The 21,619-nt window shown below is 67.3% G+C and carries 13 protein-coding genes and 1 pseudogene; 6 read left to right on the top strand and 8 right to left on the bottom strand.

Annotation, left to right across the window (positions count from 1 at the left end; all coding sequences use genetic code 11):
* Nucleotides 1-68: 68 nt before the first annotated feature.
* Nucleotides 69-1,616: a collagen-like triple helix repeat-containing protein gene (locus K2O50_RS03460; RefSeq protein WP_050703612.1), complete on the bottom strand. Its 1,548-nt coding sequence runs from the start codon at nucleotides 1,614-1,616 to the stop codon at nucleotides 69-71.
* A gap of 645 nt (nucleotides 1,617-2,261) precedes the next feature.
* On the opposite strand from K2O50_RS03460, the gene K2O50_RS03455 reads away from it, so the two are divergent.
* Both K2O50_RS03455 and K2O50_RS03450 read left to right on the top strand, forming a co-directional pair.
* Nucleotides 2,262-2,504 carry a hypothetical protein gene (locus K2O50_RS03455; RefSeq protein WP_050703611.1) on the top strand — a complete coding sequence of 81 codons (243 nt, stop codon included), beginning with the start codon at nucleotides 2,262-2,264 and terminating at the stop codon, nucleotides 2,502-2,504.
* A gap of 119 nt (nucleotides 2,505-2,623) precedes the next feature.
* Nucleotides 2,624-2,887: a DUF3077 domain-containing protein gene (locus K2O50_RS03450; RefSeq protein WP_050703610.1), complete on the top strand. Its 264-nt coding sequence runs from the start codon at nucleotides 2,624-2,626 to the stop codon at nucleotides 2,885-2,887.
* 144 nt (nucleotides 2,888-3,031) lie between these two features.
* On the opposite strand, the gene pbpC is transcribed toward K2O50_RS03450, so the two are convergent.
* Nucleotides 3,032-5,380, bottom strand: coding sequence for a peptidoglycan glycosyltransferase PbpC (pbpC, locus tag K2O50_RS03445; RefSeq protein ID WP_050703609.1), 2,349 nt, complete (start codon nucleotides 5,378-5,380; stop codon nucleotides 3,032-3,034).
* Nucleotides 5,381-5,448: 68 nt separating this feature from the next.
* Between pbpC and K2O50_RS03440 the strand changes: the two genes are divergently transcribed.
* Nucleotides 5,449-5,742, top strand: coding sequence for a hypothetical protein (locus K2O50_RS03440; protein ID WP_050703608.1), 294 nt, complete (start codon nucleotides 5,449-5,451; stop codon nucleotides 5,740-5,742).
* 137 nt (nucleotides 5,743-5,879) lie between these two features.
* Here K2O50_RS03440 and K2O50_RS03435 read toward each other — a convergent pair whose 3' ends face one another.
* Complete coding sequence (locus K2O50_RS03435; RefSeq protein WP_050703607.1) at nucleotides 5,880-10,784, bottom strand: alpha-2-macroglobulin; 4,905 nt, start codon at nucleotides 10,782-10,784, stop codon at nucleotides 5,880-5,882.
* 235 nt (nucleotides 10,785-11,019) lie between these two features.
* Between K2O50_RS03435 and K2O50_RS03430 the strand changes: the two genes are divergently transcribed.
* Nucleotides 11,020-12,357, top strand: coding sequence for an MATE family efflux transporter (locus tag K2O50_RS03430; RefSeq protein ID WP_220689972.1), 1,338 nt, complete (start codon nucleotides 11,020-11,022; stop codon nucleotides 12,355-12,357).
* 116 nt (nucleotides 12,358-12,473) lie between these two features.
* On the opposite strand, the pseudogene K2O50_RS03425 reads toward K2O50_RS03430, so the two are convergent.
* From K2O50_RS03425 to K2O50_RS03405, 5 genes and pseudogenes are all read right to left on the bottom strand, one after another.
* A pseudogene (locus K2O50_RS03425) lies at nucleotides 12,474-12,929 on the bottom strand (REP-associated tyrosine transposase).
* 198 nt (nucleotides 12,930-13,127) lie between these two features.
* Nucleotides 13,128-15,041: an arginine decarboxylase gene (speA, locus tag K2O50_RS03420; RefSeq protein WP_050703606.1), complete on the bottom strand. Its 1,914-nt coding sequence runs from the start codon at nucleotides 15,039-15,041 to the stop codon at nucleotides 13,128-13,130.
* Between the two features lie 152 nt (nucleotides 15,042-15,193).
* Entirely contained in the window at nucleotides 15,194-15,565 is a 372-nt protein-coding gene (locus tag K2O50_RS03415) for a translation initiation factor Sui1 (protein ID WP_050703605.1), read from the bottom strand.
* A 300-nt stretch (nucleotides 15,566-15,865) separates the two neighbouring features.
* Nucleotides 15,866-16,402, bottom strand: a complete 537-nt coding sequence (locus tag K2O50_RS03410) for an NUDIX hydrolase (RefSeq protein ID WP_050703604.1) — start codon at nucleotides 16,400-16,402, stop codon at nucleotides 15,866-15,868.
* A 1-nt stretch (nucleotide 16,403) separates the two neighbouring features.
* A complete protein-coding gene (locus tag K2O50_RS03405; RefSeq protein WP_050703603.1) occupies nucleotides 16,404-17,471 on the bottom strand; it encodes a DUF2333 family protein in 1,068 nt (355 codons plus the stop codon).
* Nucleotides 17,472-17,720: 249 nt separating this feature from the next.
* Here K2O50_RS03405 and K2O50_RS03400 point away from each other — a divergent pair, with 249 nt between their 5' ends.
* Together K2O50_RS03400 and K2O50_RS03395 are read left to right on the top strand one after the other, a co-directional pair.
* Nucleotides 17,721-19,337, top strand: a complete 1,617-nt coding sequence (locus K2O50_RS03400) for a diguanylate cyclase (protein ID WP_050703602.1) — start codon at nucleotides 17,721-17,723, stop codon at nucleotides 19,335-19,337.
* Between the two features lie 281 nt (nucleotides 19,338-19,618).
* The gene (locus K2O50_RS03395) at nucleotides 19,619-21,580 is read left to right on the top strand and encodes a methyl-accepting chemotaxis protein (protein ID WP_050703601.1); all 1,962 of its coding nucleotides are present in this window, start codon (nucleotides 19,619-19,621) and stop codon (nucleotides 21,578-21,580) included.
* Nucleotides 21,581-21,619 lie beyond the last annotated feature (39 nt).

The following is a 21,619-nucleotide window of genomic DNA, read 5'->3' as shown; positions in this document are numbered from 1 at the left end:
ACGGGTGGCAGGGTGACCGACCGGCGCGCGCCGGTCGGTCTCGCTCACCTTGAGCGTAGCCCGTCGCGTCAGCGCTGCCCGCCTGCCAGGGCGCCTGTCACCCCACTTAGCGCACCGCCGAGGCCACCGCCCTGCGTGCCGTTGGCATTGACCAAGGTGCCGGCCTGGCCGACCGTTGCGCCCACCGCCGTCACCGTCGCGCCCAGCTGGCTGACCGTCGGGTTGGCCGTGGCGCCGGTCAATTGCGTGCCGACGGTGCCCACCGCGCCACCGACCTGGTTCAGCAACCCGGCCACCGGTGCTCCCGCGCCTGTGCTGGCGCCGACCTGCTGGGTCACGCTGGACACACCGGCGACCACTGGATTGAGCCCGGAGCCCACCTGCTGAGTCAGCGCTGCGGCAGGGGTGCCTGCAGCTGTGTTGGTCACGCCGTTGCCGCCGAGCACCGGGCCCAGGCTGGCGACGCTGTTGCCCGCCTGCACCATGCTGCCGCCGATACCACTTATGGTCGGGCTGCCAATACTCGCGGCCAGGCCGCTACCGGCACCGGCCACTACGCCGCCAGCGGTTTCCAGCAGCCCAGTGCGCGGGCCGCCGGTAACAGGCGCCAGCCCGCTGGCGGTGCTCACGGAGGTGCCAGTGTTAGCGACCGCCTGCCCGAGCGTGGAGCCCAGTGGATTGCCCGTGCCAGCCAGTTGCAGGCCGGCCTGGTTCAAGGCGGTGCCGGTTTGATTCAACGTCTGGTTGAGCGGGCCGGCGAGCCCGGTCTGCCGGGTGACGTTGGCCGTGGTGTTTTCCACCAGCGAGACCACCGGCACCAGGGCATCGCTCGCGCCTTGGGTCGCCCCGGCCAGTGGGCCGCTGGTGCCAACCGGCGAGAGGGTGTTGCCAAGCATCGTCACGGCCTGGCCAACCCGGTCGACGCCCTGCCCGGCCCCGGCGACCAGCTGGTTGACCACCGGTACCTGCTCGACCGGCCCGTTGCTGGCCAGGCCGGTCACGCCCTGGCCAAGGCCAGAGACGCCCGTGCCCAGGTCGGCGGTGGCCGCGCCGACCACCCCGACCGTGGTGCCCACGGCATTGTTGCCGGTGCCCAGTTGCCCCAGGCCGTCGCTCAGGCCACTGCCGACACTGTTCACCGCGTTGCCGGTGGACGACACCAGTGTGCCCACGCCGCCAGTCAGCGAGGTGTCGCCGGCAATGGGCAGCGAGCCGATCACCTGGCCGAGGTTGCTCACGCCGTCGCCAACGCCGGAGACGGTGTTGCCCAACTGATCGACCACCTGGCCGGTGACCAGGGCGGTGGGCGTGGTGCCACCGCCGGTGCCGCCATCGCCGCCGCCGGGCGTGGTGCCGCCGCCGGAGCCGCCGCTGCCTCCACCCGTGCCTGCGCTGCCATCGCCCGGGGTGCTGCCACCACCACCGGTGCCTGCGCCACCGTCACCGGCCCCGCCGCCCGCGCCTCCAGCTCCCGCGCCTGCGCCCGTGCCGCCGTCGGCCGAGGAGCCGTCGACCTCGCTGTGATGCCCGCCACCGCCACTGCTGCAACCGGTAAGGCCCAGGGACATGACCATCGTCAGCGCCGTTGCGGCCTTGATCCACGCTTGAGTGTTCATGGGAAGACTCCCGCTGCTGGTTGTTGTGCTTGCTACCAGCAGTGAAAGCCGAGGGGGGCGGGACGGGTAGATTACAACTTGGTGTTAGTACCTGTGGGAGAGGGCTGGGGGTGGAGCATAAGCGTATGAATTTCAGTTAGTTTCGTTTGGTGGACAGCGCACAGTGTCGAAAGAGCTAGTCATAAATCATTAGTACGGGTGGCCGACAGAATGCTGGGGCCGCTACGCGCCCCTTTCGCGGCACAAGGCCGCTCCTACAGGAATTGCGTTCCCTTTGTAGGAGCGGCCTTGTGCCGCGAAAGGGCTGCAAAGCAGCCCCTGCGATTTCGAATAGATCGCCGATTTATAAGACTTTCCCCATTCCCTGTAGTCCATTTCCCAAACATACTCCCAAGCCCTTTCAAGCCATTGCGGTGGTCTGGGTTGGCCTCTAGTCTCGGGCAGTCGCGGCACAATCAGCGACCGGCTTTGACAGGCCGCTCTGAACAAAACCGCATGGCGCTGTTTTATGGCGGCTGTGCGTGGGGCACCTCGTGTGCGCCGGTTTCTGGTCTTGTTCACCGGTCTGTCAACCCATGTACAGCTGCCACCTTCTTGTTTGACAGCAACCGGTGGTGGTCCTTATTCACGAACAGGACCTTGACCATGCTTAAGATCGTTCCAGATCCACCCCACAACCCCCACTCCCTCGAAGACACCCTCATCCAGGCCACCGAGTACGCCCTGTGCGCCTTGACCGTGGCCCATCACGCCATACAGCTCAAACCCAGGTCGCCGGCTGCCGTGTTGATGATGGCGTCGATGCATGAAATGGAGTCGCTGCGTGTGTTGCTCGAAGCGGCGTTGATCCAGGTACAGATGCCGGCGCAGGCGCCGACGTTGCATTAAGCCCAATCGCGGGGCAAGCCCGCTCCCACGCCAGCACTCAGTAGGCCTCGGCTACGTGGGAGCGGGCTTGCCCCGCGATGGCGCCCGCACAGGCACCGACCCTTTCAGGGAGAAAAATCATGACCACAGATAACACCTCCACCACCGCCGGCAAGACCAAGTTCTACCAAGGCGAAGGCATGACCGACCCACTGTTCTGCATCGAGCCCGGCATCCCCTGCCAGCACGCCCGCGACCAGGCCTCGGAGCTGATGGGCTGCGTGCGCGACCTGACCATCACCGGGATCATGGAGGAAAAGCCCCAACTGCTCTGGGCCTCTTACTACCTGAGCGCACTGGCCAAGGCGCTGATGGATGATGCCGAACTCGGCATGAAGCACTGAGATTTGTGCAGTCAGTGCCGACCTCTTCGCGGGTAAACCCGCTCCCACAGTGGTCACCTGTGCCTCAAGGCCAGCGCAGTACCTGTGGGAGCGGTTTTACCCGCGAAGCAGGCGCCTCGGTGTTCGAGAGGATGCGAGCTCGACTCACTCACTGACCTGAAACGCCACCCGCGCCGTCTCGCCGCTTTCATCCAACGCACTCAACTCGATGCTGCCGGCCTGTTCGAAACGCACCGGCAGACTGTCCTGCCCCTGGGTCTCGCCCAGCGGCTGGCCATTGAGGAACCACCAGCGCCGCCCCGCACCGCCCAGGGCCGTCACCCGCAGTTGCAAAGGCTCGTGACTGGTAGCCGGGCGGCGCAGGTTGTCGCCGGCACGCACACCGACGATCGACAGCGGCGGCGCACTGGCCACCTGCTGTGGCGGGCAGGCCGGATCCACCGCGGGCAGCCGCGCCGCACGGCGCTCGGCCCGGGGCAGCCAGGGTTCCAGCGGGGCCGGCCACAAGGCAACATCGTGGGCCTTGACCCCGGGGCACCCGGCATCGACGCGCAGTCCCTGGTCGTTGAGCCATACCGTCTCGCGCAAACCCAGCCCCAGAGGCTGGTCGGCCGCCAGCAAGGTCGGCGGGGTGGTGCCGTCCAGGGTCCAGGCGAAACGCTGGCGACGGCAGTTGGAGTCCTGGCGGTTCATCGGCTGGCCCAGGGGCCAACAGATCGCCGCCACCCCCACCGACGCCGGCACCGGCTCGACCGGCACCTCGATGCCGCGCTGGCTGTCGCGATTGCTCAGCAAGTCGTGTACCTGCAGCATCAGCGGCGCCGCCGAGGCCAGGCCGAACTGGCCCGGCACCGGGGTGCCGTCGGGGCGGCCGATCCACACGCCAATCAGGTAACGCGGGCCCACGCCCACCGACCAGGCATCGCGAAAGCCGTAGCTGGTGCCGGTCTTCCACGCCAGTTGCGGGCGCTGCACCAGTTCGGCATGGGGGTCGCGGTCCGGCCGGGCCAGGCCGCTGAGGATGCGCCGGGTGATCCAGGCCGAGCCCGGCGACAGCAGGCGGCGCTCCACCAGGGGATCCTGGGGTTGCAGGCGAATCTTCGCGCTGTTGCCGCCACGGCCGAACGCGGCATAGCCACCGACCAGGTCCTCCAGGCGGCTGCCCGCGCCACCGAGGATCAGCGACAGGTTCGGCTCGGCCAGCGGCGGCAGCACCAGCGGCATGCCGCCCATGCGCATCTGCGCGGCGAAGCGTTTCGGGCCGTAGGCCTCGAGTAACTGCACCGCCGGCAGGTTGAGCGACAGCGCCAGCGCCGAGCTGGCCGACACCGGGCCGCTGAAACCCATGGAAAAGTTGCCGGGACGGTAGTCGCCATAACGCCGGGGCACATCCTGCAGCAGCGATTCGGAATGAATCAGGCCGTCGTCCATGGCCATGGCATAGAGGAACGGCTTGAGGGTCGAGCCCGGCGAGCGCAGGGCATGGATCATGTCCACATGGCCGAAGCGGCGCTCGTCGCTCAGGTCGATGGAGCCGAGATAAGCGCGCACCGCCATGCTCTGGGTTTCCACCACCAGCAGCGCCGCCGAGGTGCGCTCGGGCAGACGCGCGCGCCAGCCCATCAGCAGGTCTTCGAGGCGGCGCTGCAGGGCGGCGTCGATAGTGGTACGGATCAGCGGCGGGCTGTCCGGCGTGTTCAGGCGCCGGGCCAGCAAGGGCGCCAGTGCCGGCTCCTGGCGCGGCGCCAGCAGCAGCGGCTCTTCACGGGCCTCGTCGATACGCTGGGCTGGCCACACCTGGTATTCGGCCAGTCGCTGCAGCACCTTGTCCCGGGCGCGCTGGGCACGCTCGGGATGACGGTCCGGGCGCAGGCGGCTCGGCGCTTGGGGCAGGACGGCGAGCAGCGCAGCCTCGGCGGGGGTCAGGTGCTTCGGCGACTTGCCCAGGTAGGCCCAGCTTGCCGCGGCCACGCCCTGCAAGGTGCCGCCGAACGGCGCCCGGTTGAGGTACAGCTGGAGGATCTCGGCCTTGGACAGGTGCCACTCCAGCTGCGCCGTGCGCCACAGTTGGCGCAGCTTGCCGGCCAGGGTGCGGTCGTGCGGGTCGAGCAGGCGCGCCACCTGCATCGACAGGGTGCTGCCGCCGGACACCACCCGCCCACCGCGCAGGTTGAGCCAGGCCGCCCGGGCCAGGGCCATGGGGTTGACCCCTGGGTGGTGATAGAACCAGCGGTCCTCGTAGGCGAGCAAGGCTTCTAGATACAGCGGCGAGACCTCGTCCGGGCCGACCGGGTAGCGCCAAACGCCGTCGGCGTCGGCGAAGCGCCACAGCGGCGTGCCGTCCTCGGCCAGCACCACCCGCGCCAGGTCGTCGCCCGGCATGGGCAATGGCCAGATGCGGTCGGCCAGCCACAGCAGGGCGATGGCCGCCAGCAGGGTGACGGCGCCACGCCGCAGCAGCTTGAGCAGACCTGGGCGCGCTAAGCTTGGCATCGGGAACCGACCGGGTCAGATGATGGCCAAAGGCTGGGAATCGCCGATTCGTTGATCAGGAAGCGACTATGCATGTAGAAGGTTTTTTCGAGTGGCTGGGCCAGGTACTGGGTTCGGTGATCCGTTTCATCGTCGACGGCCTGAGCGGGTTGTTCAACCTGCTGGCCAACGCCGGTGGCAATTTCATCGACGGCCTGGCGCGCACGCTGGGCATGGACACCTCGCTGGTCAGCATCCTGGCGCTCGTCGTTGGCCTGATGCTGCTGTACTCGGCGGTGCGCGCGTTCATGCGGGCGTCGATCATCCTCGGGATCATCTGGGCGTTGCTGGGGTTGTGGGTGTTGAGTTGGGTAGTGCATTGAAAACCCTGTAGGAGCGGCCTTGTGCCGCGAAAGGGCTGCGTAGCAGCCCCGGCGATTCTCGCGTTGACGTCGAGATCGGGGGGCCGCTGCGCGACCCTTTCGCGGCACAAGGCCGCTCCTACATCGGGCGTGTGGACTCAGCGGGCGCGTACCACCATTTCGCCCTGGCTGTCGCCGATCGCCTGCAGGTTCGGCCGGTACATCGACTCTACCTGCGGCGGCGGGATGCGGTAGCTGCCCGGGGTCACCGCGCGGGCCAGGTACAGCAGGTGGGTGGTGCCGTAGCTGTCGAGCTTGAGCGCGGCCACGTAGCGGTCGTCACGGTATTCCTGGTGCACCACGCTGGCGTTCTGCATCGACTCGCGCCACTGCTTCACCGCGCTGCTGGCGTTGTCCAGGCTGGCGGCGCTCTGCGCCAGGTTCTGGTTTTCCAGCTCCAGGCCCGCCGGCAGCAGATCGACCACCAGGGCGTCCGGCACCTGGTCCTGGGCCTTGAGCGCCAGGTGCACCAGCACCAGGTCGCCGCTGCGCAGGTTACGCACATCCAGCGCCTGGCCGTTCATCCCCAGGTACTCGCGGCGGATCTCCATGCCGTTGCCGCTGGCGGCCGGGGCCTGGCGCGGGTAGCCAGACAGGGTCAGCTGCTGGTACAGGGTGTCGCCACTCTGGTTCTGAAGGGTCAGCGGCGAGGCCAGCAGCGGGCCTTCGAGTTTCATGCCCGAGTCGTTGTTGTCGAACTCACGCACTTCACCGGCGCTGTCGAAGCGGGCTTTCCAGTTGCCCTCCGGCTTGCCCAGCAGGCCACGGCCGGCGAGGAACAGCGCGTTGCGCTCCTGGGTAGACAGCCAGCGGTTGGCGGCCAGCTCGTCGGACAGGCCGAACAGACGCTGGTCGACCTGGTTGCCGGCGAGGTTGTTCTCCTGCAGCAGGGCAAGGATCAGCGCCTGGTCACGCAAGGCGCTGCCATAGTCGGCCATCCAGCCTTTACTGCGGGTCACGGCCAGGCCAGCCTGCAATGCCTGCTGCGAACGCTGCTTATCGCCCATCTTGTCCAGCGCCACCGCCAGTTGCACCAACGGCAGGCCGGAGCGAGCGTCGGCGCGGCGCTCGAACAGGCTGCGCAGGGCGCCCAGCGGCGCCTGTTGGCTGCGCGCCAGCACCAGGCCGGCGTAGGCCTGCACGGCGAAACGGGTGTGGTCGGCGTTCTGGCTGTAGTCGACTTCGATCAGGTTGCGCTCCTGCACATACCGCAGCAGGCGCTCGCTGGCCTTCTTCAGCACTTCGGCCGGTACGCCGTAGCCTTGCTCGCGAGCACGCAGCAGGAAGTCGGTGACGTAGGCGGTCAGCCAGTACTCTTCCTCGCTGTCCGAGCTCCACAGGCCGAAGCTGCCGTTGTAGCGCTGCATGCCCAGCAGGTGCTCGATGCCCATCTCGATCTTGCGCTTGCGCACATCGGCCGGCTCGCCCTTGATGCCCAGGCGCTTGAGGCTGTCGGCATCGGCGTACAGCGACGGGTACAGGCCACTGGTGGTCTGCTCCAGGCAGCCGTAGGGATAGGCTTCCAGGGCGCGGATCTGCTCGGCCAGGTTCAGCGGCGGACGGCTCGACAGCGCCAGGCTCGCTTCAAGGCCCGCGGGTTCGAACTCGGCCAGGTCGCTCTCCGGCAGGCTCCAGGGTTGGTCCTTGAGGGCCACGCGGTAGTGCTTGAGCATCGCCGGGTAGGCCGGGCGCACGCCCAGGGTCCACTCGCGCTCGAAGGTGTTGGCTGGCTCGCCCGGCAGTTGCAGGCCATTGACCTGCACCCGCACCTTGCCCTGGCCCAGGCCGCCCTGGGCCTGCACCGGAATCATCAGCGTGGTGCGCTGGCCTTCGGCCAGGCTGAAGTTCTGCTGGGCACCGCCGACCAGGCTCAACTGTCCTTCGGCGCTCAGTTGCACGCTCAGTTGCTGGGCACGGCCGGACAGGTTGGCCAGGTCCAGCGCCAGGCTGGTACGGTCGCCACCCGCCAGGAAGCGCGGCGCGGACAGCTCGGCGATCAGCGGCGCGGCGACCACGGTCTTGCCTTCGGCCATGCCGAAGTGTTCCTCGGTCCAGGCCTGGGCCATCAGGCGCAGTTCACCGTTGAAGTCGGGGATCTCGACGGTGGCCTGGCCTTCGCCCTTCTCGTCGAGGGTCACCGGCAGGCTCTGCTGGGCCACGATGGTCACCGTGGTGTTCGGGCGCTTGCCACCCTTGGCCATGGCGGCGTCACCACCGAAGGCAAGACTGGCCAGGCGGCCCTGGCCGGCCTCGATCAGTTGACCGTAGATGTCCAACTGGTCGGCGCCATAGGCCTTGCGGCCGAACAGGCTGGCGAACGGGTCGGGGGTCTTGAAATCGGTGATGTTGAGGATGCCCACGTCCACGGCGGACAGCAGTACGTGCACCTGCTTCGGCACGCTGCCGTCGGCGTTGACCGCCTTGAACTTGACCGTCAGCGGCTGCTTGGGTCGCATCTTCTCCGGCGCCTGCAGCGACACGGCCAGCTTGCGCTCGGCGCGGTCCAGCGGCAGGTGCAGCACGCCCACGGCGCGTTTCGGCGTGGCATTGGCCTTGCGCTCGCCCGGGCGGATCACCAGGGCGCTGATGTACAGGTCGTGGCGCGCCCACTTCTTGTCCAGCTCGACATCGAAGGTCTTGCCCTCGGCGGGTACGTCGATCTCCTGCCACCACAGCGGGCCATCGGCGGACTCGATCATCAGGTAGCCGCTGCCAGCAGCCGGCGGGGTGACGGTGACCTTGGCGGTGCCGCCTTCCTTGTAGGCCGGCTTGTCCAGGGCGATCTTGACCTGGTCGGGGCGCACGGCGCCGCCCTCGGCGTTGTCCTGGGCGCGGTAGCCAGCCCAGAAGCGCGCGCTGGAGACCAGGCCGGTCTGCGGGTCTTCCACCTCGACGCGGTACGGGCCCCACTCCACCTGGAAGTTCAGCTTGGCGGTGGAGCCGGCCTTCACACTGACGGTCTCCTCGGCCTGGGTGAGGAATTTTTCGTTGTAGTTGTAGCTCCAGCCGTCGCTCTGCGAGTAGTTCCAGTAGTAGTCGCGGCGCTCGCGGATCAGGCGCACCTTCAGGTTGTCGGCGGCCAGTTTCTTGCCGTTGCGGTCGGCCACCAGGAACTCGAATTCCACCGGGCCGTCGCCGTCGGTCTCTTCGCCGTCGAACAGGCCGCGCAGGCCCGGCAGGCGGTCGGCGGGCCAGATCGGCTGCTCCAGGCGCCGGGTGATCGGCCGGCCGCCGGACTCCTGCAGGCTGGCCTGCACGGTCAGTTGCAGCGGCGAGCGGGCTTCGGCCCAGCGGCTTTCGATATCGATGCGGGCCTTGCCGTTCTGGTCGAGGGTGACTTCGTCCAGTTCCAGGTCCTGGTTCAGGTCGGTCTCGGTGACCGCGCCGAACTGGTAGCCCGGCAGCGCCTTCACCGCTTCGCGCAGCGGGCGCACGTAGGCCTGGCCGCTGAGACGATTGCCGGCGGCCGGCGCGCCGTAGAGGTAACGGCCATTGACCTGGATGGTGGCGGTCTCATCCGGCGCCAGCGGCGTGCTGCTGCCCTTGAGCTCCAGCGCCAGGCGCTCGGGGAGGAAGTCCTCGACGAGGAACTCGTAGACCTGCTTGCGGCCACCGCCCAGGTCCAGCAGCAGTTGCCAGCGGCCGGTCGGGGCCTCGGTGGCCAGTTGCAGCTGGTACTGGAACAGGCCGTTCTTGTCGGCCTCCCAGACGAACTTGCGGCTGACCTGTTCGTCCGGGCGGCGCACTTCCACGCTCACCGGCTGGGCCTTGACCGGCTTGCCGTCCTGGTCGCGCAGCAGGCCGTTGAGCAGCACGGTCTCGCCCGGGCGATAGAGGTCGCGTGGGCCGAAGATAAAGAACTGCAGCGGGTTGGCCTGGGGCCCGGTGATGTCGAACTCGGCCAGGTCCAGGGCGGCGGTGTTCAGGCGCAACAGGGTGGTGTGCACGCCCTGGGTGGCGATCAGGGTATCGGCCTTGGCGGTGATCGGCAGCTGGGCATGGCCATCGCCGTCGGTCTTGGCCTGGGCCAGCAGCTTGCCCTTGTCGTCGTGCAGCTCGAGGGTGACGTCCTTGAGCGCCTTGCCGCCTTCCAGGGCCTGGGCGAACACGTCCAGGCGGTCGCGGTAGCGGTGGGCGGAGACGCCGATGTCGCTCAGGGTGAACAGGGTCGCTGGCTGCGAATAGTCATAGGTACCCGAGGCGCGCATCACTGCCAGGTACACACCCGGCTCCTGCAGCGGCTTGATCCCGGCAATCGGCAGCAGCACGGTCTCGCGGGTGTTGCGCGCGGGGTTGAGGTCGAAGCGGCCGCTGTAGACCAGCTCGGCCATCTCCAGGGTTTCCTTGGACTGGTAGTAGTACAGGCTTGAGTTGCGGCCCCAGTTGACCAAGAAGCTGGAGAGCATGTCCGGCTTGATGCGGAAGAACTCGACATCGACCTTGTCGACGTTCAGGGCGATCACCGGCAGGCCTTCGGCCAGGCGCGTGGGCAGCAGTGAACCGCGGCTGGCGAAGCCCACGGTGGGCTGCATGTCGCGGGTCTCGAAGCGACTGACCGATTCGGCTTCAAGCTGATTGCCGTTGACCGAGAGCAAGCCCTTGTCGATGGTCAGGACCATCTTGCGCTGCGGTTCCAGGTGGCGCAGGCGCAGCTCCATCTGGTTGTCGGAGAGTTCCCAGGCACCGTCGACCTTGCCCTTGACGGTGTCGACCAGGTGCAGCTTGGCGGCGAAGTCCTGGTTGGCGTCCAGCGGCGCGGAGACGCTGACCGACAGGGTGCTGGCGCCGTCGAGCTGGACTTCCGAGACGTCCAGCACGGTCAGCTCGCGGCCGGCGTAGCGCTTGGCGAGCACTGCCGGGTCTTCGCGCTTGGCCGCCTTGGTTTCGGCGGGCGCGACGGCGGTGGCGGCATCGGCAGGCGCCGATGGCTTGTCCGGCGTGGAGGAATCACAAGCACTGAGCAGGGCCAGCGCGCAGGCCAGCAACAATCCTTTGTTGAGCATTTGAGAGAGAACTCTTCGGCAGCGTGTACGTGAGGGGGGCAACTATAGCGCAACGTCGCGGGGCTTACCTGGCGATACGCGGCAAGTGAGACCCTGTTCGCGCCGATTGGTTGCCGGGCCGGTACAATCCGTTCGGCAATCGCGGGGCAAGCCCGCTCCCACGTGATGAAGTGCACTTGCGTGGGAGCGGGCTTGCCCCGCGATTGCCCAATTTGCATCCCCCGCTGGAGCCCGCATGTCTTCACTGTCCACCGCCTGGCGCGACCGCCCCACCCACCACAAGGTCTGGGCCCTGGCCGCGCCGATGATCCTGTCCAACATCTCGGTGCCGCTGGTGGCGCTGGTCGACAGCACGGTGATCGGCCACCTGCCCCACGCCCACCAGTTGGGCGCGGTGGCCGTGGGCGCCACCCTGTTCACCTTCATGGCCGGGCTGATGGGCTTCCTGCGCATGGGCTCCACCGGCTTCGCCGCCCAGGCCGCCGGCCGCGCCGACGGCGCCGCGCTGCGTCAGGTGCTGGTACAGGGGCTGCTGCTGGCGCTGGCCTTCGCCCTGCTGATCGGCCTGCTCGCCCTGCCCTTCAGCCAGCTGGCGCTGCACGCGATGCAGCCCAGCGAGGCGCTGCATGCCTCCACCGAGGCGTTCTTCCACACCCGCCTGCTCGGCCTGCCGGCGGCGCTGGCCAGCTACGCCCTGGTCGGCTGGTTCCTCGGCACGCAGAACGCCCGGGCGCCGCTGGCGATCCTGCTGACCACCAACCTGCTGAACATCGCCCTGAACCTGTGGTTCGTGCTTGGCCTGGACTGGGGCGTGGTCGGCTCGGCACGGGCCTCGGTGATCGCCGAGTGGTGCGCCGCCCTGCTCGGCCTGGCCCTCACCCGCCCGGCGCTACGCGCCTACCCCGGGCATATCGCCTGGACTGCGCTGAAGCGCTGGCAGGCCTGGCGGCCCCTGCTGGCGGTGAACCGCGATATCTTCCTGCGCAGCCTGGCGCTGCAGCTGGTGTTCCTGCTGCTGACCGTGCAGGGCGCACGACTGGGCGAAGCCACGGTGGCAGCCAATGCCCTGCTGCTCAACGGGCTGATGCTCACCGCCTACGCCCTCGATGGCCTGGCCCATGCGGTCGAGGCCCTGTGCGGGCATGCCATCGGCGCCCGTGATCGCGGTGCCCTGAAGCGGGCGCTGGTGGTGGCCTGCGGGTGGTCGTTGATCGTCAGCCTGGGGTTTGCGGTGCTGTTCCTGCTGGGCGGCCATCTGTTCATCGACCTGCAGACCGATATCGCCAGTGTGCGCGAGGCGGCGTATCCGTACTTGCCTTATCTGGCGGTGCTGCCGTTGGTGGCGGTATGGAGCTATCTGCTCGATGGGTTGTTCATCGGCGCCACGCGGGCACGGGAGATGCGCAATGCGATGTTGGTGTCGGTGGCGATCGCGTTGCCTGTGGCGGTTGTCATGCGAGGGTTCGGCAACCATGGATTGTGGCTGGCGTTTCTGGGGTTCATGGCGTTGCGGGCGGGGACGCTGGGGTGGGTGGGGTGGCGGTTGCAGGAAAAGGGACGTTGGATTCAGTGACGTTGGGGCCGCTTTGCGGCCCTTTCGCGGCACGAGGCCGCTCCTACATGGGATCGCGGTCTTCTGTAGGAGCGGCCTTGTGCCGCGAAATGAGGGCGCAGCCCTCACCTGCCGGGTTACAGCCACACACAATCCCAATGTGAATACTCACCAGCACGCTGAACCAGCCCGGCACGAATGGGGTTGGCGATGATATAGCGGGCAGCGGCCTTGACGTTATCGTCTCGACGCAAAGCCCGATCATGAAAGCCGGGTTGCCAGACACGTTGACGATCCACTCCGACACGAAAGAGTGCGCAACTGCTTCAGGATTTGAACACACGCATCAGACTGCTCAAACTGCCTTGCCTGAGTTCGACCAGCCAGTGCAGGTGATCAGGCATGAGTACCCAAGCCAAGGACTGGCAAGTGCCTTCCTGCTCGCTCAAGCGAAGTTGCTGGATAACTGCCCTGGCGAAACGCAGGTCAGTAAACAGTGCAGTGCGATTGCGGGTAGTGGTTGTAAGCAGGTACGGACGACCTGCCTCTGAAAAGCGCCCTCTACGCAGGCGGTGGTTACCTTGATGCACCATGAGTCACTCCCTTGAACATTGCATTCAAAGGTAGTCGCATGGGGCGGACAGCTTTTGAAGAAAGCGTTTCAGATTGTGCTTTCGGTGAGGCCCTTTCCGGCCGGTCCGACGCCTCGGCAAGGCCGCTCCTACAGGGGTGTGCATTCTCCCTGTAGGAGAGGCCTCGTGCCACGAAAGGGCCGCAAAGCGGCCCGGCGTTTATGAAGACAGGTACGAAGACCGGGTCAACCCAAGCCGCAACGCATCAAGGAACTGCGTGCGCTCGCGCGCGCTGATCCGTGCGCTGGCCACCTTGTCGCGGTAGTGGGTCATCAACTCCTCCGGCGACAGGTGCACGTAGCGCAGCATGTCCTCGATGGTGTCGTGGGTCTCGATGCCGGCGTGGTACACGCTGCCGTCGGCGTTCTGGTAGATGTTCACCGAGTCGGTGTCACCGAACAGGTTGTGCATGTCGCCGAGGATCTCCTGGTACGCGCCCACCAGGAACACGCCCAGCAGGTAGTCCTCGCCTTCCTTGACCGCGTGCACCGGCATGCTGGTCTCGATGCTCTGCTCGTCGACGTACTGGTTGATCTTGCCGTCGGAGTCGCAGGTCAGGTCCTGCAGCACGGCGCGGCGCAGCGGCTCTTCGTCCAGGCGGTGCAGCGGGATGATCGGCAGCACCTGGCCGATGGCCCAGGTGTCCGGCAGGCTCTGGAACACCGAGAAGTTGCAGATGTACTTGTCGGCCAGCTTGTCGTTCAGCTCGTCCAGCACCTGGCGGTGCGAGCGCTGGCGGGCCTTGAGCGAGTTGTGCAGGCGGCGGCACACGGCGAAGTAGCACTGCTCGGCCAGGGCCTTTTCAGCCAGGGTCAGCTTGCCGTCGGCGTACTGCGCGGCCACGTCGCCCATGTAGTGGGTGGCGCGCCAGTAGGTCTCGGTGACCATCTCGATGTCGGTGGGACCGAGCAGGTCGGCCAGCCACTGCACGGTCTCGGGCAGCGACTCTTTGTTCTCGATGGTCGGCATCTCGTCGTTGTGGCTTTCGACGTCGGTCACCTGGATCACCAGCATGGCGTGGTGCGCGGTCAGCGAGCGGCCGCTTTCGGAGAAGATGTGCGGGTGCGGCAGGCCCTGCGCGTCGCAGAACTCCTTGAGCATCCCGACCACCACGCCGGCGTAGTCGTCCATGTCGTAGTTGATCGAGCTGGCGTTGCGCGAGTGGGTGCCGTCGTAGTCCACGCCCAGGCCGCCGCCGACGTCGATGTGATCGACCGGCAGGCCCAGGGCACGCAGCTCGCCGTAGTAGCGGATGGCTTCCTTGAAGCCGTGCTGGTAGTCGGCCAGGTTGGCGATCTGCGAACCCATGTGGAAGTGCAGCAGGCGGATGCCCTGGTCCAGGCCTGCGTCACGGAAGCGCTGCACCACCGAGATCAGCTGGGCGGCAGACAGGCCGAACTTGGACTTCTCGCCGCCGGTGTCGGCCCACTTGCTCGAGGCCAGCGACGACAGGCGAACGCGCAGGCCGACTTGTGGCTTGACCTTCAGCTCCGCGGCTTCCTCGATCACCAGGGCGACCTCGGATTCCTTCTCGATGACGATGAACACGTTGTGGCCGAGCTTCTGGCCCATCAGCGCCAGGCGGATGAACTCGCGGTCCTTGTAGCCGTTGCAGACGATGGTGCCGCCCTTCGGCGCCAGCGCCAGCACCGCCAGCAGCTCGGGCTTGGAGCCGGCTTCCAGGCCGATGGAGACGTTCTGGGTGGCGATGATGTTCTCGACCACCGCTTCCTGCTGGTTGACCTTGATCGGGTACAGCGCGGTGTACTGGCTCTGGTACTCCAGGCGCGCGATGTTGGCGTCGAAGGCGCCGGTCAGCTGGCGCACGCGGTCCTGCAGGATGTCGGGGAAACGAACCAGCAGTGGCAGCGACAGGCCGCTCTGGCGCAGCTCCTGGACCTGCTCGAACAGGTCGATCGGCGCGCTGTCCGGGCCGTTGGGGCGCACTTCGACGCGCCCGGCTTCATTGATGGCGAAATAACCAGCGCCCCAATGGCGGATGCCATAAACACTGCGGCTGTCGGCCACGGTCCATTGGCTACCATCGTCTTTGCGTGTGCGTCGTACGGACATTCAAGTCCCCTATAGATAAGTCCAAGACACTGCCCCGTCAGGTGGCGGGCGCAGTGTAGAAGCTGAAAATGACGAATCGTCCGTGCCCCCGGATAGACCCTGGCCACGGCATCGAGTTTAGAAAGCGCTGGGCGAAAAGTCGCGCGACGGCCTCAGCCGCCGGATTTCTTCGCCTTGAAGCCCTGTTTGATCAGCTCGCCGAGCAACAGTTCGACGTGGTCGCCCTGAATCTCGATGACCCCGTCCTTGAGCGCGCCGCCGGTGCCGCAACGACGCTTGAGCGTGCTGGCGAGCTCCTTGAGCTGTTCGAGGGGCAGCGGCACGCCGGTGATGGTGGTCACGGTCTTGCCGCCGCGACCTTTGCTTTCACGACGCACACGGGCAATGCCATCGCCTTCTGGGATGACCTGCTGCTTGCAGATGCAGGCGTCCACCGGCTGGCCGCAGTCGGGACAGTGCCGACCGGCATCGGTGGAATAAACGAGACCGCCAAGGGCGGCGAAGGAAGAAGCTTTCTTGGCCACTTTTGTTCCTCTGTGCCGAGGACAAAAAACTGGTCGGCGGGAGCCGACCGCGAAGCCCCACTCTGGCAGGGGCGGCGCTACTGCCGCAAGGTCATGCGACAGCCCGAAAAGGGCGCGCAGTGTAACGATAAATCTGGCTGTTGCTAAGTACAGGATTGCGCCATTTTACGAAAGTTTTGCGACCTTTGGGCCCCAGGGTCTGCTTCGCAGCCCTTTCGCGGCACAAGGCCGCTCCTACAAGGGATCGCGAATCCCTGTAGGAGCGGCCTTGTGCCGCGAAAGGGGCGCAAAGCGCCCCCATCAGATCAGGCCAGCCTGGTACCGCTGCAACGCCACCAGCGAATCCGGGCAATACGGCCGCTGCGCGCTTTCGGCCTGGGCCTGCTCGACGCTGATGAACCGCGCCTCGATGACCTCCTCGGGCTGCAAGCGCAGCGCCCCGTCCCACACCGCCGAATACACCGCGCACCACAGGCGGCTGCCCGGCTGCTCGAAGTAGAACGTCTCGTGAAAACGCAACTCGACGCCACTCACCCCCAGCTCCTCGGCAAGCTCCCGGGCCGCCGAGTCGGCGTAGGACTCCTGCACCCCGACCATGCCGCCGGCCGCCACATCCCAGTAACCGGGATACAGCGCCTTGCTCAGGGTGCGCCGGTGCACGCACAGCTCACCCGCGCCGTTGAACAGCAGGATGAAGGTGCAGCGCCCGATCAGGCCGCGCTCGCGCAGCTCGGCCCGTGGCAGGGCGCCGAGCAGTTGGTCATGCTCGTCCACCCAGGCCACCAGCTCGGCGTCGGAGGCCGCGCGGTGCGCGACCTCGGCAGGATTGACCGGCATCTCAGCCCTGGGACAGCAGTTGGCGCAGGTCGATGACCGCGGCGTTGGCCCGGGAGATGTAGTTGGCCATCACCAGCGAGTGGTTGGCCCACATGCCGAAGCCGCTGCCGTTGAGCACCATCGGGCTCCACAGCGCTTCCTGCGAGGCTTCCAGCTCGCGGATGATCTGCCGAACGCTGACCGTGGCGTTCTTCTTCGCCAGCACGTCGGCGAAGTCGACCTCGATGGCGCGCAGCAGGTGCGACAACGCCCAGGCCTGGCCGCGGGCTTCGTAGAACACGTTGTCGATCTGCAGCCACGGGGTCTCGACCACTTCCTCGTCGACCTGCGGCGCCTGGCCAGGGGCCACGGCCTCGGTCTTCAGGGTGTTGTTCAGCTTGACCCGGCCGACGCTGGCCGACAGGCGCTGCGACAGCGAGCCCAGGCGGGTGGCCACGTCGCCCAGCCAGTTGTTGAGGTTGTCGGCGCGGGTGTAGAAGATCGCGCCCTGGTCACCCTTGGCCAGACGGGTCTGGTAACGGTTCAGCGACTTGATGCCCTCTTCGAACTCCGACTCGCTCGACGGCAGGATCCAGCTCTTGTTGTCGAAGTTGAAGCGCGGCTCGGCCTTGGCCAGGTCGGCGTCCTCGGTCGACTGCGACTGGGAGCGGGCGAAGTCCTTGCGCAGGGCGCGGGACAGGTCACGTACCTGGACCAGCACGCCGTATTCCCAGCTCGGCATGTTGTCCATCCACAGCCCTGGCGGGAAGCGGTCGTTGGAAATGTAGCCGCCGGGCTTGTCGAGCAGGGTGCCGGCGACGGTCTTGAGGGTCTCGACGGTGGTATAGCCGACCACCATCTGCTGGCCGTTGCGCTCGGCGGCGGCCTGGGCGTTCTGCTGCACCGGGAACAGCTCGGGCTCCTGGCTCCAGTACCAGCCCAGGCCGATGCACACCAGCAGGTACAGGCCGATCAGGGTGCCCAGGGCACGGCTCCAGAGGCCGCCGAGGTAGCTACGGGTGGCGGCGCCGCGGGTTTCGACCCGCTCACGGGGCTCGGCCTTGGCCTCGCGGTTTTTCCAATCCAGCATGGCATTGTCCTTAATCAGTCACGAACGGTTCAGGGCTTGGACCACAGGCCTCGGCCAGGGTGCCACGACAAGCCCGCATGCCAGCACTATAAAGCAGACGCCGCCATTCGTATAAGCGACCATCGGGTCGGCAACTGAATGACGGTCCCTGAACACTTTGTTGACCCCAGGCACTCGCTTGTCGGAAAAGCAGTGCTAGCATAGAGCCATCATTGAACCTGCGCCCTCCCACTCATAAGTAGTCAGGACATGACCCAGCCAGCCGAGCCGAGCCACGAACGCCTCAAGCAGCACTTTGCCCAGCGGGTGATCCACCAGGCCCGGCAGATCCTCGAGATCTGGCAGCGCCTGCAGCGTGGCGAGTGGTCCAGCGGCGACCTGGGCGACTTGTGCGAGGCCAACCTGCGCCTGCAGCGCTACGCCGAACGCTTCGAGCAACCCGAGCACGGCAGCCTGTCGACGGCCATCGGCCAGACCCTGCGCGCCATCGAGGCCAACAGCGCGCGGCTCAACTCCGAGCTGATCAGCGAACTCAACCGCCTGATGCAGCGCCTGTCGCGCACCGGCCTGCGCAAGGGCGACCAGCTCGACAACGTGCCCCTGCCGCCACTGCGCAAGCCGGTGTACATCGTGCTGCAGGACCACGACCGCGCCGAGCGCCTGGCCCAGCAGCTGGAATTCTTCGGCCTGACCGTGCAGGCGCTGTGCAGCGCCGAGGCGTTCCAGGCGTCGATGAGTGAGCGCCTGCCGTCGGCCATCGTCATGGACGTGGACTTCACCGGCGCCGGCGTCGGCCTGCAACTGGCGGCCCAGGCCCAGCAGGGGCTGGAGCAGCCGGTGCCGCTGCTGTTCTTCTGCCTGCACGAAACCGACACCCCGACCCGCCTGGCCGCCGTGCGCGCCGGCGGCCAGGAGTTCCTCACCGGCACCCTGGACGCCTCCAGCCTGCTGGAAAAACTCGAGCTGCTGACCAGCGCCACCCAGTACGACCCGTTTCGCGTGCTGGTGATCGACGACTCCCGCGCCCAGGCCCTGCACACCGAGCGCCTGCTCAACAGCGCCGGGATCATCACCCGCACCCTGACCGAGCCGATCCGTACCATGAGCGAGCTGGCCGACTTCCAGCCCGACCTGATCATCCTCGACATGTACATGCCCGAGTGCACCGGCCCGGAGCTGGCCAAGGTGATCCGCCACAACGACCGCTACGTCAGCGTGCCGATCATCTACCTGTCGGCCGAGGACGACCTGGACAAGCAGCTCGACGCCATGAGCGAAGGCGGCGACGACTTCCTCACCAAGCCGATCCGCTCGCGGCACCTGGTGACCACCGTGCGCAACCGCGCCGCCCGCGCCCGCCACCTCAAGGCGCGGATGGTCCGCGACAGCCTCACCGGGCTGTACAACCACACCCACATCCTGCAACTGCTCGAGGACTGCAGCTTCCGCGCCCGCCGCGAAGCGCAGCCGCTGAGCTTCGCCATGCTCGACATCGACCACTTCAAGAAGATCAACGACCGCCACGGCCACCCCATGGGCGACCGGGTGATCAAGAGCCTGGCGCTGTTCCTCAAGCAGCGCCTGCGCAAGACCGACTTCATCGGCCGCTACGGCGGCGAGGAGTTCGCCATCGTCATGCCCAACACCGCGCTGGAGGCGGCGCACAAGGTGCTCGACGAGATCCGCCGGCGCTTCGCCGAGATCCACTACCCGGCCCAACCGCATGACCTGCAGTGCACCTTCAGTGCCGGGGTGGTGCAACTGGACGACAGCCTCGATGCGCTGACCATGGCCAGTGCGGCGGACGAGGCGCTGTACCGGGCCAAGCATGCCGGGCGCAACTGCGTGGTCAGGGTCGAGCCGTAACTGCCGACATGAGCCGGTGTGTGTATGTAGGAGCGGCCTTGCGCCGCGAAAGGGCCGCATAGCGGCCCCGACATTCTTTGCACCGATGCACAAACCCTGGGGCTGCTGCGCAGCCCTTTCGCGGCGCAAGACCGCTCCTACAGAGAGCAACCGGCAAAACAATACAGGCACTGTGCCACTTTTTTATGGCGCCAACCCTCCGCCGTCATCACCCCGTCACAAAATCGCAATAACTTCAGGCCCCGACCTCTCCACTCCCCCTCCGCAGGAAGTTCGCGGCTATGCGCCTGAAGTGGCTGACCAATTTCAACACCCTGTTGCTGGTGACCGTGTGTATCGCCCTGGGCGCGACCCTGTGGTGGTCGCAACGCGCCCTGGAACGTCCCTACCAACTGATGGAGCGCTACCTGGGCCTGTCCCAGCAGTTCCAGAACGACGCCGCGCGCAATATCCAGGCCTACCTGGGCAGCGGCGATGCCCTGCGCCATGCCGCAGCCATGGAGGCCAACAAGCAGTTGCAGGCCGCCCTGGCCGACTGGCCCGAGGATCTGTCGGCCAAGCTGCGCCCGAGCCTCGACAGCCTGCAAGGCTTCACCGCCAACGAACTGCTCGCCGCCGGCAAGCTGGCGGGCGATCCCCAGGCCCTGCTGCTGCAGGCCGAGCGGGAGCTGGGGGCCAACCTCGAACAACTGGCCGGCTACGCCCGTGACAGCGCCAGCAGCGATGCCAGTCGTTACCTGACACCACTGCTGGAGGCCTCGCTGCACTTGGGCCGGCTGTCCCTGGCCCGCGACAAGCTGGTCAGCAGCGGCCGCGCCGAACTGGCCGCCGAGGTAGAGCGCGAACTGCAACTGATCGCCGCCCAGGCCCAGGCCATCGACGGCCTGCCGCTGCTGGGGGTGACCCGCGCCGCCGAATCCAACGCCGACGACTTCGCCGCGATGATGGGCCTGGAATCCCAGGCCAGTAGCCAGCAGGAAGACGTCGCCGTGGGCCTCAAGCGCGAGCTGCACAGCCTGCTCGGCCGCTACCCCGGCGAACTGCAGCGCACCCGCGAGCAGATCGAGCGCCGCGCCGCCCTGGCCGCCAGCACCGGCGAGCGCCTGGAAGCGGTGCAGCAGGCCATCGCCGGTCTCGAGCCCGAGGTGCGCGGCCTGCACGCCACCATCGCCGGCGAGGTGCGCCTGATCCAGGGCCTGATGATCGGCCTGATCCTGCTGATCGCCCTGCTGATCGACACCCTGCAGCGTCGCCTGGCACGTACCCTGACCGGCCTGGCGCCGGCGCTGTCGCGCTGGGCCGAGGGCGACTTCGCCCAGGCCATCGCCCTGGGCCGCACCAACCGCGAGCTGCACGATATCCAGGAATCGCTGAACCGCCTGCGCCAGTACTTGGTGGAGCTGGTCGGCACCATCCGCCACAACGCCGAGCAGGTGGCCGGCAGCAGCCATGCCCTGGCCGGCATGAGCAGCGCCCTGCACGACGGCGCCGAGCGCCAGGCCGGCGACACGGCGCAGATCCGCGACGCCCTGGGCGAGCTGGAGGCGACCATCCAGCAGGTGGCCGGCGACGCCAGCGCCGCCGCCGAGGCCAGCCGCGATGCCGGCCGGGCCGTGGAGCAGGGCCAGACGGTGATCGGCCAGAGCCTGTCCGGCCTGCGTTCGCTGGTCGACGAGGTGCAGGGCAACGCGCGGATGATCGAGCAACTGGCGGAAGAGTCGGCGACCATCGGCGGCGTGCTCACGGTGATCCGGGCGATTGCCGAGCAGACCAACCTGCTGGCCCTAAACGCCGCCATCGAAGCGGCCCGGGCCGGCGAGATGGGCCGTGGCTTCGCCGTGGTCGCGGATGAAGTACGCTCGCTGGCCCAGCGCACCACCGGCGCCACCGGCGAGATCCAGGCGCTGATCGACCGCCTGCAGCAGGCCGCCCGCAGTTCGGTGGACGGCATGCGCACCCAGTTGGAACATGCCGAGGCCACGGCCAACCAGGCGCAGTCGGCCGATGGCGCGCTGGATGCGATCGTCAGCGCCATCCGCACCATTGCCGACACGGCGGTGCGGATCGCCGATGTGACCGCGCAGCAGACCGGCGCGGTGAGCGAGATCCGCGATCACAGCGAGCGGATTCATGAGCTGGGCGAGGACAACCTGCAGCGCATTGGCGAAGGGCGTGAGCAGGGCGAGCAGTTGCTCAAGCTGGGGGGCGAGTTGAATACGGCGGTGCGCGCGTTCCGCTTGTGAGGGCCTCTTCGCGGGTAAACCCGCTCCCACAGGGGCCGC

The organism is Pseudomonas sp. 2hn, assembly GCF_019646095.1.
Taxonomy (GTDB): domain Bacteria; phylum Pseudomonadota; class Gammaproteobacteria; order Pseudomonadales; family Pseudomonadaceae; genus Aquipseudomonas; species Aquipseudomonas peradeniyensis.
This window is presented reverse-complemented; position numbering and strand designations above follow the sequence as displayed.

Coding starts and splice junctions, on each gene's coding strand:
- K2O50_RS03405 (WP_050703603.1), bottom strand. CDS start 17,471: ATGCTGGATTGGAAAAACCGCGAGGCCAAGGCCGAGCCCCGTGAGCGG.
- speA (WP_050703606.1), bottom strand. CDS start 15,041: ATGTCCGTACGACGCACACGCAAAGACGATGGTAGCCAATGGACCGTG.
- K2O50_RS03400 (WP_050703602.1), top strand. CDS start 17,721: ATGACCCAGCCAGCCGAGCCGAGCCACGAACGCCTCAAGCAGCACTTT.
- K2O50_RS03440 (WP_050703608.1), top strand. CDS start 5,449: ATGCATGTAGAAGGTTTTTTCGAGTGGCTGGGCCAGGTACTGGGTTCG.
- K2O50_RS03455 (WP_050703611.1), top strand. CDS start 2,262: ATGCTTAAGATCGTTCCAGATCCACCCCACAACCCCCACTCCCTCGAA.
- pbpC (WP_050703609.1), bottom strand. CDS start 5,380: ATGCCAAGCTTAGCGCGCCCAGGTCTGCTCAAGCTGCTGCGGCGTGGC.
- K2O50_RS03395 (WP_050703601.1), top strand. CDS start 19,619: ATGCGCCTGAAGTGGCTGACCAATTTCAACACCCTGTTGCTGGTGACC.
- K2O50_RS03430 (WP_220689972.1), top strand. CDS start 11,020: ATGTCTTCACTGTCCACCGCCTGGCGCGACCGCCCCACCCACCACAAG.
- K2O50_RS03460 (WP_050703612.1), bottom strand. CDS start 1,616: ATGAACACTCAAGCGTGGATCAAGGCCGCAACGGCGCTGACGATGGTC.
- K2O50_RS03450 (WP_050703610.1), top strand. CDS start 2,624: ATGACCACAGATAACACCTCCACCACCGCCGGCAAGACCAAGTTCTAC.
- K2O50_RS03410 (WP_050703604.1), bottom strand. CDS start 16,402: ATGCCGGTCAATCCTGCCGAGGTCGCGCACCGCGCGGCCTCCGACGCC.
- K2O50_RS03435 (WP_050703607.1), bottom strand. CDS start 10,784: ATGCTCAACAAAGGATTGTTGCTGGCCTGCGCGCTGGCCCTGCTCAGT.